Source organism: Candidatus Pelagibacter sp. HIMB1782 (genome assembly GCF_052047475.1).
In the GTDB taxonomy this organism is placed as follows: domain Bacteria; phylum Pseudomonadota; class Alphaproteobacteria; order Pelagibacterales; family Pelagibacteraceae; genus Pelagibacter.
The window spans coordinates 423,643-439,490 of sequence record NZ_JBNAKE010000002.1; the positions used below are offsets into that span (position 1 = coordinate 423,643).

Consider the following 15,848-nt stretch of genomic DNA (forward strand, 5'->3'; position numbering starts at 1 on the left):
TAATATTTTAATTATGTATTAATAGTGCACAACTAAATTATAGGTACATTTATGTCTTTAATTAAAAAAACTAAAGATAAAAAAGTAAATTTTGAATTCAATAAAGAATATTTGAGAGTTGTTACTTCTAAAATAGCTAACAATGATGCAAAATTTATTAGCGATTCATTCAATGAAATTCACCCTGCTGATGCAGCAGACATAATTGAACACCTAAGTATTAGCGATAGAGAAAGTTTAATTAAACTAAATAATTTTAATATTGATGCAGAGGTTTTTGTAGAATTAAATGAGTCTATACAAACTGAAATAATTAAATACTTATCTTCAGATTCAATTGTAACTATTCTTACCAACTTAGAGTCGGATGATGCTATTTCGATTTTAGAAAATGTACCTGAAGAAGACAAGAACACTATATTAAGCTCATTACCGCCTAAAGACAGATTTGCTCTGTTAGAAAGCTTAAGCTATCCAGAAGATACTGCTGCCAGACTTATGCAGCGAGAGTTTACAGCTATACCAAGCAATTGGTCTGTAGGTCAAACAATTGACTATTTAAGAGAAAATAAAGATTTGCCTGAAGAATTTTTGGAAATTTTTATTGTTAATGAAGAATTTAAACCTATTGGAACAGTTCCGTCATCAAGAGTGCTCACTTCACCAAGAGACACAAAAATGGCAAGTATCATGTCAGAGTCTCAACTATTAGTGCCTGTTGATATGGACAAAGAAGAGGTGGCTAATCTATTTGAAAATTATAATCTAAATTCAGCAGCCGTAGTTGATAAAAATAATAAATTGGTAGGAATGATTATGAACGATGATGTTCTTACAGTCTTGAAAGAAGAGGCGGAGGAAGATGCATTGAGGCTAGCAGGTGTAGGTGATGAGGAAATTACCGATGGTGTTGTTACAAAAACTAAAAGAAGATTTAATTGGCTTTTATTGAATTTATTTACAGCCTTCTTAGCAACTTGGTGTATTAGCTTGTTTGGAGCAACTATTGAGCAAATGGTTGTTCTTGCTTTCCTTATGCCAATTGTAGCTTCTATGGGTGGAAATGCAGGAATGCAAACATTGGCTGTTACAGTCAGAACAATTGCAACAAATGACTTAACTCAAAATAATTTTTCATCAAATGTTTTTAAAGAATTTTCAATTGGTATATTAAATGGAATTATATTTGCTACCATAAGTGCTTTAATAGTTCAAATTTGGTTTCAAGATAGTATTCTTTCAATAATCATTTCAATATCAATGGTACTTACGATGATTATAGCTGGACTGTTTGGAATACTTGTTCCTTTTACTTTAAAAAAAATGAATATTGATCCTGCAATTGCATCGAGTGTTTTTGTTACCACCATTACTGATGTTATAGGTTTTGTCTCATTTTTGGGTGTTGGGGCTTACTTTCTCTAAAAATTATCAATCAATCTTACGTTATCAATATAATAAGCAACAAATAAACGTGAGCCTCTGATAGTATTTGATATTCTAAGATTTTTAATTGATCTTAATTCTAAGTATTCAATATTAATTTTTAAAAGTTTCTCAAAATATTTCATTTGATTTCTTAAATTTTGTTTTATTTGTTTACTATTTGCTAAATTTTTTTTTAATTTAATTAGACTTTTGCTTAAAAAACTTGCTTTTTTAATTCCATTTAAATCCAAATGATTATTTCTTGAAGACAACGCTATTCTGCTTTTATTTCTAATCGTTTTGCATGGAATGATAGAAGTTTTATATTTATTTTTCAGATAATTTTTTATTAAGTAATATTGTTGATAATCTTTTTTTCCCATAAATATTTTTTTTGGATTTACTAAACTAGTTAATCTTTCCATTACATCTAGTACTCCTTCAAAATGTCCTTTTCTATATTTAGCGCATAAAATTTTATCTTTATTAGCGATTTTTATATTTGATTTTTTATTGTGATTGTAGATATCTTTGAATTTTGGAATGTATAAGAAATCTACCTTTTTAGTTTTTTTTAAAATTTTAATATCCTCTTTAATATTTGTGGGATAGTTCTTGAAATCTTTTTTATTGTTAAATTGTTTGGGGTTAACGAAAATACTTACTATTGACTTTTTGCAAGTTCGATTTGATCTTTCTATAAGTGATAAATGACCCTCATGTATACTCCCCATTGTTGGAACAAAGCCAATATCATTAAATGGCCTTAAAGCTTTTAATAATGAATTATTATTTAATATAATTTTCATTTGTATTAGAAATTTAGATAAGTAAAACATTTATATGATTAAACAAGCAATTATTCCTCTAGCAGGTCAAGGAACCAGACTTTTGCCTTTAACAAGTGTTTTTGCTAAAGAACTTCTTCCAATAAATGGAAAGCCTGGACTTGAATATATTTTAGATGAATGTATCGAAGCCGGTATTAAAGAAATTGTTTTTATAATATCAAATAAAAAAAAAATGATTAAAAATTATTTTTATAGTGACGCTTTTTATAAAAAAATTATTAAAAAGAAAAAAGATCCCAGAATAATTGCTGAATATAAAAAAATATTAAAATATAAAAAAATAATAAAATTTGTATATCAAAATATACCAAAAGGAACAGGTGATGCTGTATTTAAAACAAGAAAATATATAAAAGATAAATATTTTTTAATGTTGCTACCAGATGATTTGATAATAAAAAAAAACTGTTCTAAAGATATGATTAAAGTACATCATAAGCACAAATCTTCTGTAATGGCCAGTATGAAAGTTAATTCTAAAACAGTTTCAAGATGGGGTATCTATAGTTTAAACAAAAAAATTTCCAAAAATGATTATTTCATTGATGGAGTGGTTGAAAAACCCTCAATTAAAAATGCTCCTTCTAATAAAGCAGTAATAGGAAGATACATTCTTCCAAAAACTGTATTTAATAAATTAGCCAAGCAAAAACCAAGTAAAGGAGGTGAAATTCATATAACTGATGCTATTCAAACTTTAATTAAAGAAGGTGAAAAATTTATTGCTCATAATTTTTTAGGTAAATATTTAGATTGTGGGACCATGCAAGGATTCATTAATTCAAATAAAGAAATAGGAAAAATATGAAACTTTGTATGATAGGCACAGGTTATGTTGGCTTGGTTAGCGGTGTTTGTTTTTCTGATGTTGGTAATATTGTCTACTGTGTAGATAAAGATAAAAAAAAAATAGAAGAATTAAATAAAGGTAACGTTCCTATTTATGAGCCTGGTTTGGAGGAAATTTTAAAAAAAAATTATAAACAAAATCGTTTGAAATTCACTACAGATTTAAAAAAAGCAGTTTCAAGTTCTGATATAATTTTTATATGTGTTGGAACTCCAACTAGAAAAAATAGTAATTCAGCTGATTTAAAATATGTTTTTAGTGTTGTAAAAGAATTAAAAAAGATAATTAAAAGTTACAAAATTATTATAACTAAATCTACAGTCCCAGTGACTACTGGTGATAAAATTGAGAATATTTTAAAAAATTTAAAAAAAAGAAAATTAGTCGATATTGTTTCTAATCCCGAGTTTTTAAGAGAAGGTGAGGCCATAAGAGATTTTATCTATCCAGATAGAGTGGTCATTGGAACTGATAGTAAAAAAGCTAATAAGATTTTAAAATCACTTTACATGCCTATTATTAAAAAAAATAGCAGGTATTTTAATACTACACGTAGAGGTGCTGAGTTAATAAAATATGCTTCGAATGCTTTTTTAGCCACGAAAATTTCATTTATTAATGAGATTGCAAACCTTTGTGAAAAAACGGGTATAGACGTTAAAGATATATCTTTTGGTATGGGATCGGATGAGCGAATTGGAGATAGATTTTTGAGAGCTGGACCAGCCTATGGAGGATCATGTTTTCCAAAAGACACTAGAGCTTTAATTGATACAGGTAAAAAATTTAATACGGATTTGTCTATTGTTAAAACTGTAGTTTCATCGAATGATAAACGTAGATTTTTATCAATCAAAAGGGTTGAGAAAATATTAAATAACAAACTTTTAAATAAAACAATTACATTTCTTGGAGTAACATTTAAACCTAATACTGATGATATGAGAGAAGCTTCTAGTATACCAATGATTAATTATTTTAATAAAAAAAATTGCAAGATAAGATATTTTGATCCCTCGGGAGAAAAAAAAGAATTTAAAAATTTAAAAAATGTTAAATTTTTCGATAAGATCAAACCTGCGTGTTTAAATTCTGATTTAGTAATTATACACACTGAATGGAATGAATTTAAATTATTGAATTTTAAAAAATTAGTTAATAAGAGAAATTTTAAGATCTATGACATGAGAAATATGTATTCCCCTGTTAAAATGAAAAAATTGAATATCAATTATTTTGGAATTGGAAGATAGTTTAGTTTAGCTCAAATATAGCATCAACTTCTACAGAAACTCCGAGTGGTAAACTATTAGTACTTACTGCAGCTCTTGTATGCATACCAGCATCACCAAAAATTGATGCAATTAAATCTGAAGCTCCATTAATTACTTTTGGTTGTTCTGTAAAGTTATCAGTTGAATTAACAAATCCTGTTAATTTGATACAAGACTTTATTTTAGATAAGTCTCCATCACAAGCAGCCTTTGCTTGAGCAACTAAGCTCAATCCACATCTTTTCGCAGCTTCGTAGCCTTGCTCTGTACTTAAATCTTTACCAATTTTTCCCTTAATTAATTCTCCATTTTCATTTATTGATATTTGACCTGAAATAAAAAGTAGATTTCCAATTACTTTAGTTGCAACATATGAGCCAACAGGAGGTTTGGCTTCTGGTAAAATAATATTTAGTTCTTCTATTTTTTTTTCAAAGTTCATTTTATTTCTCTGTGAATTCTTTGTGTGATTTGCTATTTTTAAATTTAATTAATTTCTCCTTTAAATTTAATTTATTAAGTTTTTTTTTTCCTTCTTTATATTTTTCAGAAGTTTTTTCTTTGATCAATTCAGCCGTACATTTTGCATATTCTTTACTTAATTTATCAAATTCATTACAATCATCTGCCACAGATAAGTTAACATTAGCGAGTGTCAAAATTAATAAATAAGTGAGTAATTTAATTTTCATTATTTTTTAGTTTTTTTCTTCTTTTTAGTTTTATCGTATTCTTTCCTTTTCTCAATAAGGATTAAGGCCTCTTCCATTGTAAGCTCTGTTGGATCTTTTTCTTCAGGAATTGTTGCATTTAAAGATTTATATTTAATGTAAGGACCATATTGCCCCTTCATAACCCTAACTGGTTTTTTATCTTCCGGATGTTCTCCTAAATCCTTAATAATTGAAGAAGACATTCTACCTGGTTTCGCTTCAGCAATGAGTGTAATTGCTCGATTTAATCCTATAGAGAAAATTTCTTCTACATTTTCTATTCTAGCAGATTTATTTTCGCACTTAAGATAAGGACCAAATCTTCCAGTATTTAAAATAATTTCTTTTTGATTATCAGGGTTGACTCCAATTGATTTTGGTAGAGAACATAAAAATTGAGCTTTTTCTATATCTATACTTTCTAACTCCAAACCTTTTGGTATAGAAACATTTTTAATTAATTCATTAACATCCGGTTTAGATTTTTTGGTTTTTTTCTTTTTTTTAGTTTTTGTCTCCTCTAATTTTTCTTCCTCAAGTTTTTCATATTGAAGATAGGGACCAAATCTTCCATTTTTAAGATATATATCATTGCCATTTTCATGTTTTCCTAAAAATTTAGGCTCTGCTAACTGTGATTGAGCTGCTGCTTTAGCCTTGGACAAGGGTCTAGTGAATTTACACTCTGGATAATTTGAACATCCTATAAAAGCCCCACCTCTAAAACTATTTTTAAGACTTAGTGAACCCGTATCACATAGCTGGCATTTTCGAACAATATTTCCATCTTTATCGGTATCAAAAATTAAAGCACCTAGACTTTCATTTAAAAGATCTAACACTTCTCTAGTTCTTTTCTCCTTAACTTCAGAAACATTATTATTAAAATCTTTCCAAAACATCTCTAAAACTTTTATCCAGCTTTCCTTCCCTGTTGTAATTTCATCTAATTGATCTTCTAAACCTGCAGTAAAGTTATAATCAACATATTTAGAGAATAATTTTTCTAAAAAGGCAGAGATAAGTTTTCCACGATCTGTCGGAAAAAACCTTTTATTTATTATTTCTGCATAACCTCGATTAGCTATTGTGGAAATTATACTTGCATAAGTAGAAGGTCTACCAATTCCCAATTCCTCTAATTTTTTGACTAAGCTTGCTTCAGAGTATCTTGGAGGTGGCTGTGTAAAATGTTGCTCATCTATTAATGCTTCAATATTAATTGGCCCTTTAGACATTTCTGGTAAAATTTCTTCATCATCATCTTTACTTGTATTTGAGTAAACTTTTAAAAAACCATCAAATTTTAATACTGAGCCACTTGCCTTACATATTGTCTGATTATCTTCTGACTCTATTGTTATGGTATTTCTATCAAATTGAGCAACTTCCATTTGTGAGGACAAAGCTCTGGACCAAATTAAATTGTATAGTTTTTGTTGATCACTACTTAAATATTTTTTTAATGTGTCGGGTGCTCTATTTATATCTGTTGGCCTAATAGCCTCATGAGCTTCTTGTGCATTCTTAGCTTTTTTACCAGAATAATTATTTGCAGAAGCAGGTAGATATTCATTGCCATACTCATTTTTAATAAAATTTCTAAAATCATTTACTGCATCAGCTGATAAATTAGTTCCATCAGTTCTCATATAAGTAATTAATCCAACAGTATCCCCATCAATCTCAACACCTTGATATAGTTTTTGTGCAATTTGCATTGTTCTTGAAGCTCCAAAACCTAACCTACTAGATGCTACTTGTTGTAATGTTGAAGTTGTAAATGGACCTGAGGGGTTTCTTTTTACAACTTTTGACGAAATATCTGTTATTTGAAATCTTTTTTCTTTTATTTCTTTGATTGCTTTTTCAATGCTACTCTTGTCTCTAAAAGTAAATTTTTCTATTTTGTCACCATTTAATTGAGAGATACTTGCAGTAATAGTGCTTTTATTATCATCTCCAAATTTAAGAGTAAGTGTCCAAAATTCTTCTGGATTAAATAATTCTATTTCATGTTCTCTTTCAGTGATTAATTTTAAAGCTACAGACTGAACTCTTCCGGCTGATTTTGATCCAGGTAGTTTCGTCCAAAGTATTGGAGAAATATTAAAGCCAACCAAGTAATCAAGAGCTCTTCTTGCCATATACGCATCCACCAACAAAGGTTCGATTTGTCGTGGATTTTCAATACCATGAATTACAGCTTTTTTGGTTATCTCATTAAAAACCACTCTTTCAATTTCTTTATCTTTTAGAAGTTTTTTTTCATCAAGGTACTCTTTAACATGCCAAGCTATAGCTTCTCCTTCACGGTCAGGGTCAGTAGCAAGGATTATTTTAGAGGATTCTTTTGCAACATCAGTTATTTCTTTTAAATATTTTTTTGAAAAACTATCAACTTCCCATTCCATTTTAAAATTATGATCAGGATCAACTGATCCATTTTTTGATGGTAAATCTCTTATATGTCCATAACTTGCCAAAACAGTATAATCATCGCCAAGATATTTGTTTATAGTTTTAGCTTTTGCGGGACTTTCAACTATCACTAGATTCATAATTTAACAAACTACTTAAAAGTGTTTGATAGTCAAATTAATAAATTTTAGTCTTGTTTTCCTCTTTATTTATCAGTCGTTTAATATTTTCTCTATGAGTATAAAATATTAAAATAAACATTATCCCAAAAAATATTTCATTTTTTGTTGAATCAAAAATTAACAAATAAATAGGAACTGAGAATGATCCAATCAGTGATGCTAATGACGAAAATTTAGAAATAAAAAAAGTTACAAGCCAACAAATGCCAAAAACTAACCCAAATATTATGTTTATACTACATAATATACCAACATAAGTTGCTACTCCCTTACCACCTTTAAACCTTAACCAAACTGGGAAAACATGACCTAGAAAAGCACATAAAGCTGATACATAAATCAAATCTGGAAAATTTACTTTTACATATAAAACTGGGATAACAGCTTTAACTATATCAAGTATTAAAGTTGAATAACCAATAAATTTATTACCAGTTCTTAGAGCATTTGTTGCTCCAATGTTGCCTGATCCAATTTCTCTAATATCTTTTTTTAAAAATTTTTTAGTTAATATCAATCCAAATGGGATAGAACCCATTAGGTACGAGACAATACCTATTGTCAATAATTCCATTTTTATATCTTAAATAATTCTTTACCTTTTACAAATGTATTGGTTACTTTTCCTTGAAGTTTTTTGTCTTCTATAGAGGTATTTTTAGATTTTGAAATTAAATTTTCTTTTTTTACAATCCAAGGTTTATTTATATCAACTATACAAAAGTCAGCATCATTACCAATTGAAAGATTTCCTTTATTAATATTCAAAATTTTAGCTGGATTAGATGTTAGTGCTTGGATTATTGTTTCAAGTTTTACAGATCCATTATGAAATAGTTCTAGACTTAAAGATAATAAAGTTTCAATACCTGAGGCACCTGTTGCTGCTTGCGAAAATGTCAATCGTTTTGATTCTTCATCTTCAGGTTTATGATCCGAAACAATGACATCAATTGTTTTATCTTTTAATCCTTGGACTAAAGCCAATCTATCTTCTTCTTTTCTCAATGGCGGAGATAATTTTAAAAATGTTTTAAAATCTCCAATATCATTTTCATTTAAGGAAAGGTTATTTATTGAAACTCCGCAAGAAAATTTAATATCATTTTTCCTTTGTTTAATGATTTCTACTGATTTTCCTGATGATAGTTGAGATATATGATATCGACACTTTGCTTTTTCTAACAATGTTAAATCTCGTTCAATAATTATTCTCTCAGCCACATCTGGTATACTTGATAGCCCAAGTTTTGTAGCGATTATACCCGAATTTATCATACCGTTTTTTGCTAACTCATAATCCTCAGCATGTTGCATTATTAGGCATCCCAAATCCTTTGCTGAATTCATTATTCTTGACATTAGTCTAGTATTTTGAATTGTCTTTACACCATCTGTAAAAGCTACAATCCCTTTATTAGCTAATAATCCAAATTCCGTCATATTTGTTCCCTCTACATTTTGCGTAAGAGATGCGCATGGAAATATATTAATCTTAGATTTATCTCGTCCTCTTCTTTTTAAAAAATCTACTATTGAAACATTATCAATTACAGGATCTGTATTAGGCATTGTTACTACAGATGTTACTCCTCCAGATAAAGCTGCATTACTTAGAGTTCTAAAATTTTCCTTATACTCATACCCAGGTTCTCCAACAAAAACTCTCATATCGACTAAACCAGGGAATATATATTTTCCTTTTAAATCAATTGGTTTTTCTCTGGATGGTAAATTATTTGTATTTACTTTTTTTCCTATTGCTTCAATTTTACCTTCTTCTCCAACAATAAGTCCTCCATTTTCATTAATTGAATTTTGAGGATCAATTATATTTGCATTAATAAAGTATTGTTTTTTCATTTATTCACAAAATATTTTTAAACAGGCCATCCTTACAGCAACTCCAAGTTCAACTTGCTCTTTGATTACACTTTTATTTATATCGTCTGCCAATCTAGTATCTATTTCGATACCTCTATTCATTGGGCCAGGATGCATTATTAGTGCATCAGGTTTAGCATTATCTAATTTATCAGGTGTTAAACCGTAATATTCATAATACTCTCTATTTGATGACAAATAAGAACTTGTCATTCTCTCATTTTGTAATCTTAGCATCATTACAATGTCACAATCTTTCAATCCTTTTTTCATATCGGTAAAAGTATTAACACCAAACTTTTCAATTTCTTTTGGCATCAAATTTGTTGGGGCAACAATATTTACTTCAGCACCAAGCATTGTTAGTAAATAAATATTTGATCTTGCGACTCTGGAATGAAGAATATCTCCACATATAGCAATTTTTAATCCTTCAATTTTTTTCTTTCTATTTCTTATTGTTAAAGCATCCAGTAATGCTTGAGTAGGGTGCTCACGTCTGCCATCACCAGCATTTAATACTACACAATTTACTTTCTGAGATAATAAATTGCATGCTCCAGAATCTTGATGCCTTATTACAATAATGTCAGGATGCATCGCATTTAGAGTCATTGCTGTATCAATTAAAGTTTCACCTTTTTTAATTGCTGAATTATTCATATTCATTGACATCACATCAGCACCAAGTCTTTTTCCAGCTAACTCAAATGAACTTTGTGTTCTTGTTGATGGTTCAAAAAAAAGATTAATTTGAGTTTTGCCTCTAAGAACATCAATTTTCTTGTTCTTACTTTGATTTAATTTAATGAAAGTTTCAGATTCATCTAAAATGTAGTTAATATCACTAACTGATAGATCTTGGATACCTAACAAATGTTTTTGAGAAATTTTAATAGCTTTGATGTTTTTTGCCATTAAAATTAACTCTATAACTATAAAGCTATTGAATGGCAAGGATTAATTATTTAGATAGTCTATGGCTCCCTGAAGAATAAAAGCTGCTGCGTTTTGATCTATATTCTTTTCTCTTTTAGATACATTAACACCTAATTGGCTTGATAAATTAAAAGCACCAACAGTTGACAATCTTTCATCCCAGAGACACACATCAACATCTATCTCTTTATCTATATTTTTAGATACATCATTGACCGACTGTGCTGAATAGCCTGAAGATCCATCCATATTTAAAGGATAACCAATGATAATTGCCTTGATGTCATTCTCTTGAATAATGTTTTTTAACTCTTCAATTAATTCATTATTTTTTGATTTAAGTATAGTTTTATAAGGGGTAGCAATTAATTGCTTTTCGTCACAAATTGATACACCAATTCTTTTTGAGCCCAAATCTAAACCTATCAAACGACATTTTTCTGACTGTTTTTTTTTAAATTCTTCTATTGTGATCATGTTGTATATTTTAAACTATAGTGATAGTTTGCGTCATATTTAAATATCATATGAGCATCGATCTTAAAACCATAAAGCATATATCTAAATTATCAAGAATTTCAGTAGATGAGAAAAAAGCTGAAAAACTTGCTAGTGATTTGAATTCAATTTTTGATTTCATTGAAAAACTCAATGAACTTAAAACTGAAAATGTTGAACCACTTACATCAGTGGCTGAAACGACTTTAAAATTAAGACCTGATGAAGTTAAAAGTAAAAATTTAAGGGAACAAATAATAAAAAATTCTCCAAAAGATAATGAAGATTATTTTGTTGTACCAAAAGTTATAGAATAATGTCTGATATAACCAAGCAAACACTTTCTGAATTAGTTAATAATATTAAAGAAAAAAAACTTTCTTCTTCAGAAGTTACTCAAGCTTTTGTTGATAGATCAGAAAAATCAAAAGAATTAAACACTTATATTACTGAAGATTTTGGTAATGCTTTAGATAAAGCTAAAAAATTTGATGACAATCCAAAATTGGATTTAAAATTACCAGGAATACCAATGGCAGTAAAAGATTTATTTTGTACAGCTAATGTAAGAACAACAGCTGGTAGCAAAATATTAAACAATTTTGTTCCTACTTATGAGTCTACTGTTACTCAGAATATCTGGAATGAGGGAGCAATTCTTATTGGTAAATTAAATTGTGATGAATTTGCAATGGGATCATCAAATGAAACAAGTTTTTTTGGCAATGTTCAAAATCCGATTGATAAAAATTTAGTTCCAGGCGGTTCATCTGGTGGTTCATCTTCTGCTGTAGCGGCACAATTAACTCCTATTACAATTGGAACCGATACAGGTGGATCTATTAGACAACCGGCGTCATTTACAGGTACAGTTGGTTTAAAACCAACTTATGGTAGTTGTTCAAGATACGGAATAGTTGCTTTTGCATCTTCTCTTGATCAAGCTGGTCCAATGGCTCAAAATGTTCAAGATTGTGCTTTGTTGCAAGAGGTAATTAGCTCATACGATAAAAAAGACTCAACTTCTATTGATTTTAAAAGAAACCAGTACAGCAAAGAATTAACAAAAGACATTAAAGGAAAAAAAATAGGTATACCAAAAGAATATAGAGTTGATGGGATGCCAAAAGAAATTGATGATCTTTGGCAGAAAGGTATTGAGTATGCTAAAGATTGTGGTGCGGAAATAATTGATATTTCTCTTCCACACACAAATTATGCTTTGCCAACTTACTATATAGTGGCTCCAGCTGAAGCGTCTTCTAATCTTGCAAGATATGATGGTGTTAAATATGGCTTTAGAGCTGATGGAGAAAACCTTATTGATATGTATGAAAAAACTAGATCAGAGGGATTTGGAGCCGAAGTTCAAAGAAGAATAATGATAGGTACATATGTTTTATCTTCCGGTTATTACGATGCATATTATTTGAAAGCTCAAAAAGTTAGAAAACTAATTAAAAATGATTTTGATGAAGCGTACAAAAAAGTAGATGCAATATTAACTCCATCAACGCCAAGTTCTGCTTTTAAAATTGGTGAAAAAACAAATGACCCAGTTTCAATGTACTTAAACGATATTTTTACTGTTCCTGTAAATTTAGCAGGTTTACCAGGAATTTCTATTCCAGCTGGTCATGACAGCAAAGGCTACCCTTTAGGTTTACAAATTATTGGAAAAGCATTTGATGAACAAAATATCTTAAACATTGCTTATGCAATGGAAGAAAAAATTAATTTTAAAAATAAAATAACTGATTGGTGGATTAAGTGAGTAAAGAAAAATCAGAATATTTAATTAATAGAAAGGATAATCAATACGAAGTTGTCATTGGTTTAGAAGTTCATGCTCAAGTACTTTCCCAATCAAAGTTATTTTCTACATCAGCTACTAAATTTGGTGCTGAGCCGAACACGCAGGTAAGTTTAGTAGATGCTGCATTTCCTGGAATGCTTCCAGTGATTAATGAATTTTGTGTGAAGCAAGCAATTAAAACTGGAATAGGATTAAAAGCTAAAATTAACAAAAGATCAGTATTCGATAGAAAAAATTATTTTTATGCTGATTTACCACAAGGATACCAAATCTCTCAATTTAAGGACCCAATAGTTGGTGAGGGTAAAGTTATTTTAGATATGCCAGATGGTCAAAAAGAGGTTGGTATTGAAAGATTACACTTAGAACAAGATGCAGGTAAAAGCATCCATGATTTAGATCCAAAAAACACCTTTGTTGATTTAAATAGGTCAGGTGTTGCTTTAATGGAAATTGTTAGCAAACCTGACTTAAGATCACCAGAGGAAGTTAATGCTTATATTAAGAAATTAAGATCAATAATGAGATATTTAGGAACTTGTGATGGTAATATGCAGGAAGGATCTTTGAGAGCAGATGTTAATGTTTCTGTGAGAAAAAAAGGAACAAAAGATTTTGGTACAAGATGTGAAATTAAAAACGTTAATTCTATTAAATTCATGCAAATGGCTATTGAATATGAAGCTAATAGACAAGTTGATTTAATTGAAGATGGACAATCTGTTGATCAAGAAACAAGACTTTTTGATACTAAAAAAAATGAAACAAGATCCATGAGATCAAAAGAGGATGCTCATGATTATAGATATTTTCCAGACCCTGATTTATTACCACTAGAAGTTTCCGATGAATTCATAAATCAATTGCAATCAGAAATACCAGAGTTACCTGATGAAAAGAAAAAGAGATTTATAGATCAATTCAAATTAACTCCATATGAAGCAAATATTATGGTTTCAGATATAGAAACCTCAAATTATTTTGAAGATGTTGTTAAAAAATCTGACGTTAAATTAGCAACAAACTGGATCATAGGTGAATTATTTGCTGCACTTAATGAAAAAAATTTAGAAATAACCGATAGTCCAATTAGTGCCGGTAATTTATCAAAATTAATTAATTTAATTAAGGATGGGACAATTTCAGGAAAAATTGCAAAAACTGTTTTTGAACAAATGATGGAAGGGGACAAGGATCCTAAAAAAATTGTTGAAGAAAAAGGTTTAAAACAAGAAAGCGATCCAAAAGCTTTAGAGGCTTTAATTGATAAAGTAATTGATAGCAATAGAGATAAAGCTACAGAATATAAATCTGGTAAAGTTAAATTATTTGGCTTCTTTGTTGGACAAGTAATGAAAGTTTCAGGTGGAAAAGCTAACCCTCAGCTAGTAAATGAGATTTTAAAGAAAAAACTTTAGGTTCATGGGCTCAGACCTAAAAATTAGCACCAAAATTCAAGAATACATTTTAAATAATGGACTAGATCTTCATTCAGTTCAAAAAGAAATTATTTCTTATAATGAGTCTCTGGGAGATATTAAAAGGATGCAAATATCTATCTCACAATCTCAATTTTTACACTTAATAGTAAAAACATCTAATGTTAGAAAAATACTAGAGATTGGAACTTTTACTGGCTTAAGTGCTTTGTCAATGTCTCTTGCTTTACCAGAAGATGGTAGAATTATTGCTTTGGACAAAAATCAAGAAACTAACGAAATTGCAATAAAATTTTTTGAAAAAGCAAAACAAGGTCATAAAATTAAAACAATAATTAAACCTGCTTTAGAAAGTTTGAATGAAATAAAAGAAAATGATTTTGATTTAATTTTTATTGATGCTGATAAGAAAAATTATAAAGAATATTACGAAAAATCTTTAATATTATTAAAGAAAAATGGCTTAATTATAATTGATAATGTTCTGTGGTATGGTCAAGTAGTCGATGAAAATAGTGATGATAAAATCACTTTAACTATTAAAGATTTTAATAATTATGTTTCCAAAGATAAAAGAGTTGAAAAAATTATAGTTCCATTAGGTGATGGTATGACAGTTTGTAGAAAATTATAATGTTTGATGTTTTTGGATTTTATAAGTTTATTAAAATTTCTTATTTAAAGAAAAATCAAAAAATACTTCAAAATCAATTATTAAATAAAAACATACGTGGAACAATTATCATTTCTAGTGAAGGGTTAAATGGAACAATTTCTGGAAAGAATAAAGATATTAAACTGATCAAGGATTATTTACACAAATTATTTAAATTTGAAAAATTTGATAGTATTAATAATTCAAAAAGCACTTTTCAGCCGTTTCATAAACCAAAAGTAAAAATTAAAAAAGAAGTGGTTCCAATGAATTTAAGTTTAAAAAAGAGAATTAAAAAAAAAGATAGTCACGTTAACCCTCAAAAGTGGAACTCATTAATTAAAGATAAAAAAACAGTTTTAATTGATGCGAGAAAACCTTTTGAATATAAAGTTGGAACTTTTAAAGGTTCAATTAATCCAGATGTAGATAACTTTCGAGATTTTCCAAAATATCTTGAAAAATTAAAAAAAAATCAACCTATTGCTATGTTTTGTACTGGAGGTATTAGGTGTGAAAAAGCGTCAGTCTTTTTGGAAAATAAAGGCTACAATAATGTCTACCAATTAAAGGGTGGTATTTTAAACTATTTAAAAAAAACAGACCCAAAAAAAAGTTTATGGAAAGGTGAGTGCTTCGTCTTTGACAACAGAATTAGTTTAAAGCATGGTTTGAAAATAGGTTCTTACTCAATGTGTAGTGGTTGTAGAAAACCTATTTCTCCAAAAGATAAAAAATCTAAAAAATATGAAGAAGGTGTTTCTTGTCCAAATTGTCACGATAATTTAACAAATGATCAAAAATCAAGATTTAGAACGAGACAAAAACAAATTAACCTTGCCAAAAAAACTGGAAAAAGTCATATCTTTCAAAAAGAATATTAAAATATTTTAGTTTA

General features: G+C 28.8%; 16 protein-coding genes. 8 read left to right on the top strand and 8 right to left on the bottom strand.

The genetic code is table 11. The annotated features are described in order from the left end of the window. Positions 1-51 precede the first annotated feature (51 nt). The gene (mgtE, locus tag ACTTAO_RS06865) at positions 52-1,425 is read left to right on the top strand and encodes a magnesium transporter (protein ID WP_440691590.1); all 1,374 of its coding nucleotides are present in this window, start codon (positions 52-54) and stop codon (positions 1,423-1,425) included. Here mgtE and ACTTAO_RS06870 read toward each other — a convergent pair. Beyond that, positions 1,422-2,237, bottom strand: a complete 816-nt coding sequence (locus ACTTAO_RS06870) for a pantoate--beta-alanine ligase (RefSeq protein WP_440691592.1) — start codon at positions 2,235-2,237, stop codon at positions 1,422-1,424. The two genes, mgtE and ACTTAO_RS06870, sit on opposite strands and share 4 nt — an antisense overlap. Before the next feature lie 34 nt (positions 2,238-2,271). Between ACTTAO_RS06870 and ACTTAO_RS06875 the strand changes: the two genes are divergently transcribed. Both ACTTAO_RS06875 and ACTTAO_RS06880 read left to right on the top strand, forming a co-directional pair. After that, positions 2,272-3,087 (top strand): sugar phosphate nucleotidyltransferase, encoded by an 816-nt coding sequence (locus ACTTAO_RS06875; RefSeq protein WP_440691593.1) that lies wholly within the window; start codon positions 2,272-2,274, stop codon positions 3,085-3,087. Continuing rightward, positions 3,084-4,382, top strand: a complete 1,299-nt coding sequence (locus tag ACTTAO_RS06880) for a UDP-glucose dehydrogenase family protein (RefSeq protein ID WP_440691595.1) — start codon at positions 3,084-3,086, stop codon at positions 4,380-4,382. Before ACTTAO_RS06875 ends, ACTTAO_RS06880 begins: the two co-directional genes overlap by 4 nt. A 1-nt stretch (position 4,383) precedes the next feature. On the opposite strand, the gene ACTTAO_RS06885 is transcribed toward ACTTAO_RS06880, so the two are convergent. Genes ACTTAO_RS06885 through ruvX form a run of 7 tightly spaced genes read right to left on the bottom strand, consistent with a single transcriptional unit; the run spans position 4,384 to position 11,019 of the window. Further along, positions 4,384-4,845, bottom strand: a complete 462-nt coding sequence (locus tag ACTTAO_RS06885; protein ID WP_440691597.1) for a RidA family protein — start codon at positions 4,843-4,845, stop codon at positions 4,384-4,386. A gap of 1 nt (position 4,846) precedes the next feature. Continuing rightward, positions 4,847-5,095 carry a hypothetical protein gene (locus tag ACTTAO_RS06890; protein ID WP_440691599.1) on the bottom strand — a complete coding sequence of 83 codons (249 nt, stop codon included), beginning with the start codon at positions 5,093-5,095 and terminating at the stop codon, positions 4,847-4,849. Next, the gene (gene topA, locus ACTTAO_RS06895) at positions 5,095-7,677 is read right to left on the bottom strand and encodes a type I DNA topoisomerase (RefSeq protein WP_440691601.1); all 2,583 of its coding nucleotides are present in this window, start codon (positions 7,675-7,677) and stop codon (positions 5,095-5,097) included. The genes ACTTAO_RS06890 and topA overlap by 1 nt, the downstream gene beginning before the upstream one ends. Before the next feature lie 37 nt (positions 7,678-7,714). Further along, positions 7,715-8,293, bottom strand: a complete 579-nt coding sequence (gene plsY, locus ACTTAO_RS06900; protein ID WP_440691603.1) for a glycerol-3-phosphate 1-O-acyltransferase PlsY — start codon at positions 8,291-8,293, stop codon at positions 7,715-7,717. Between the two features lie 2 nt (positions 8,294-8,295). Next, positions 8,296-9,582, bottom strand: coding sequence for a dihydroorotase (pyrC, locus tag ACTTAO_RS06905; protein ID WP_440633432.1), 1,287 nt, complete (start codon positions 9,580-9,582; stop codon positions 8,296-8,298). Further along, positions 9,583-10,521 (bottom strand): aspartate carbamoyltransferase catalytic subunit, encoded by a 939-nt coding sequence (locus tag ACTTAO_RS06910; protein ID WP_440691605.1) that lies wholly within the window; start codon positions 10,519-10,521, stop codon positions 9,583-9,585. It abuts the gene before it with no gap. A 42-nt stretch (positions 10,522-10,563) separates the two neighbouring features. Beyond that, positions 10,564-11,019: a Holliday junction resolvase RuvX gene (gene ruvX / locus ACTTAO_RS06915; protein WP_440691606.1), complete on the bottom strand. Its 456-nt coding sequence runs from the start codon at positions 11,017-11,019 to the stop codon at positions 10,564-10,566. A gap of 50 nt (positions 11,020-11,069) precedes the next feature. Here ruvX and gatC point away from each other — a divergent pair, with 50 nt between their 5' ends. From gatC to trhO, 5 genes are read left to right on the top strand one after another with little or no spacing between them, the layout of a single operon-like run. Next, positions 11,070-11,357 carry an Asp-tRNA(Asn)/Glu-tRNA(Gln) amidotransferase subunit GatC gene (gene gatC, locus ACTTAO_RS06920; RefSeq protein WP_075506772.1) on the top strand — a complete coding sequence of 96 codons (288 nt, stop codon included), beginning with the start codon at positions 11,070-11,072 and terminating at the stop codon, positions 11,355-11,357. Further along, positions 11,357-12,814, top strand: a complete 1,458-nt coding sequence (gene gatA / locus ACTTAO_RS06925) for an Asp-tRNA(Asn)/Glu-tRNA(Gln) amidotransferase subunit GatA (RefSeq protein WP_440691607.1) — start codon at positions 11,357-11,359, stop codon at positions 12,812-12,814. The genes gatC and gatA overlap by 1 nt, the downstream gene beginning before the upstream one ends. Next, positions 12,811-14,274, top strand: a complete 1,464-nt coding sequence (gene gatB / locus ACTTAO_RS06930; protein WP_440691609.1) for an Asp-tRNA(Asn)/Glu-tRNA(Gln) amidotransferase subunit GatB — start codon at positions 12,811-12,813, stop codon at positions 14,272-14,274. Before gatA ends, gatB begins: the two co-directional genes overlap by 4 nt. Before the next feature lie 4 nt (positions 14,275-14,278). Further along, positions 14,279-14,929, top strand: a complete 651-nt coding sequence (locus ACTTAO_RS06935) for an O-methyltransferase (RefSeq protein WP_440680725.1) — start codon at positions 14,279-14,281, stop codon at positions 14,927-14,929. Then, entirely contained in the window at positions 14,929-15,834 is a 906-nt protein-coding gene (trhO, locus tag ACTTAO_RS06940; RefSeq protein ID WP_440691611.1) for an oxygen-dependent tRNA uridine(34) hydroxylase TrhO, read from the top strand. The genes ACTTAO_RS06935 and trhO overlap by 1 nt, the downstream gene beginning before the upstream one ends. Positions 15,835-15,848: the final 14 nt, after the last annotated feature.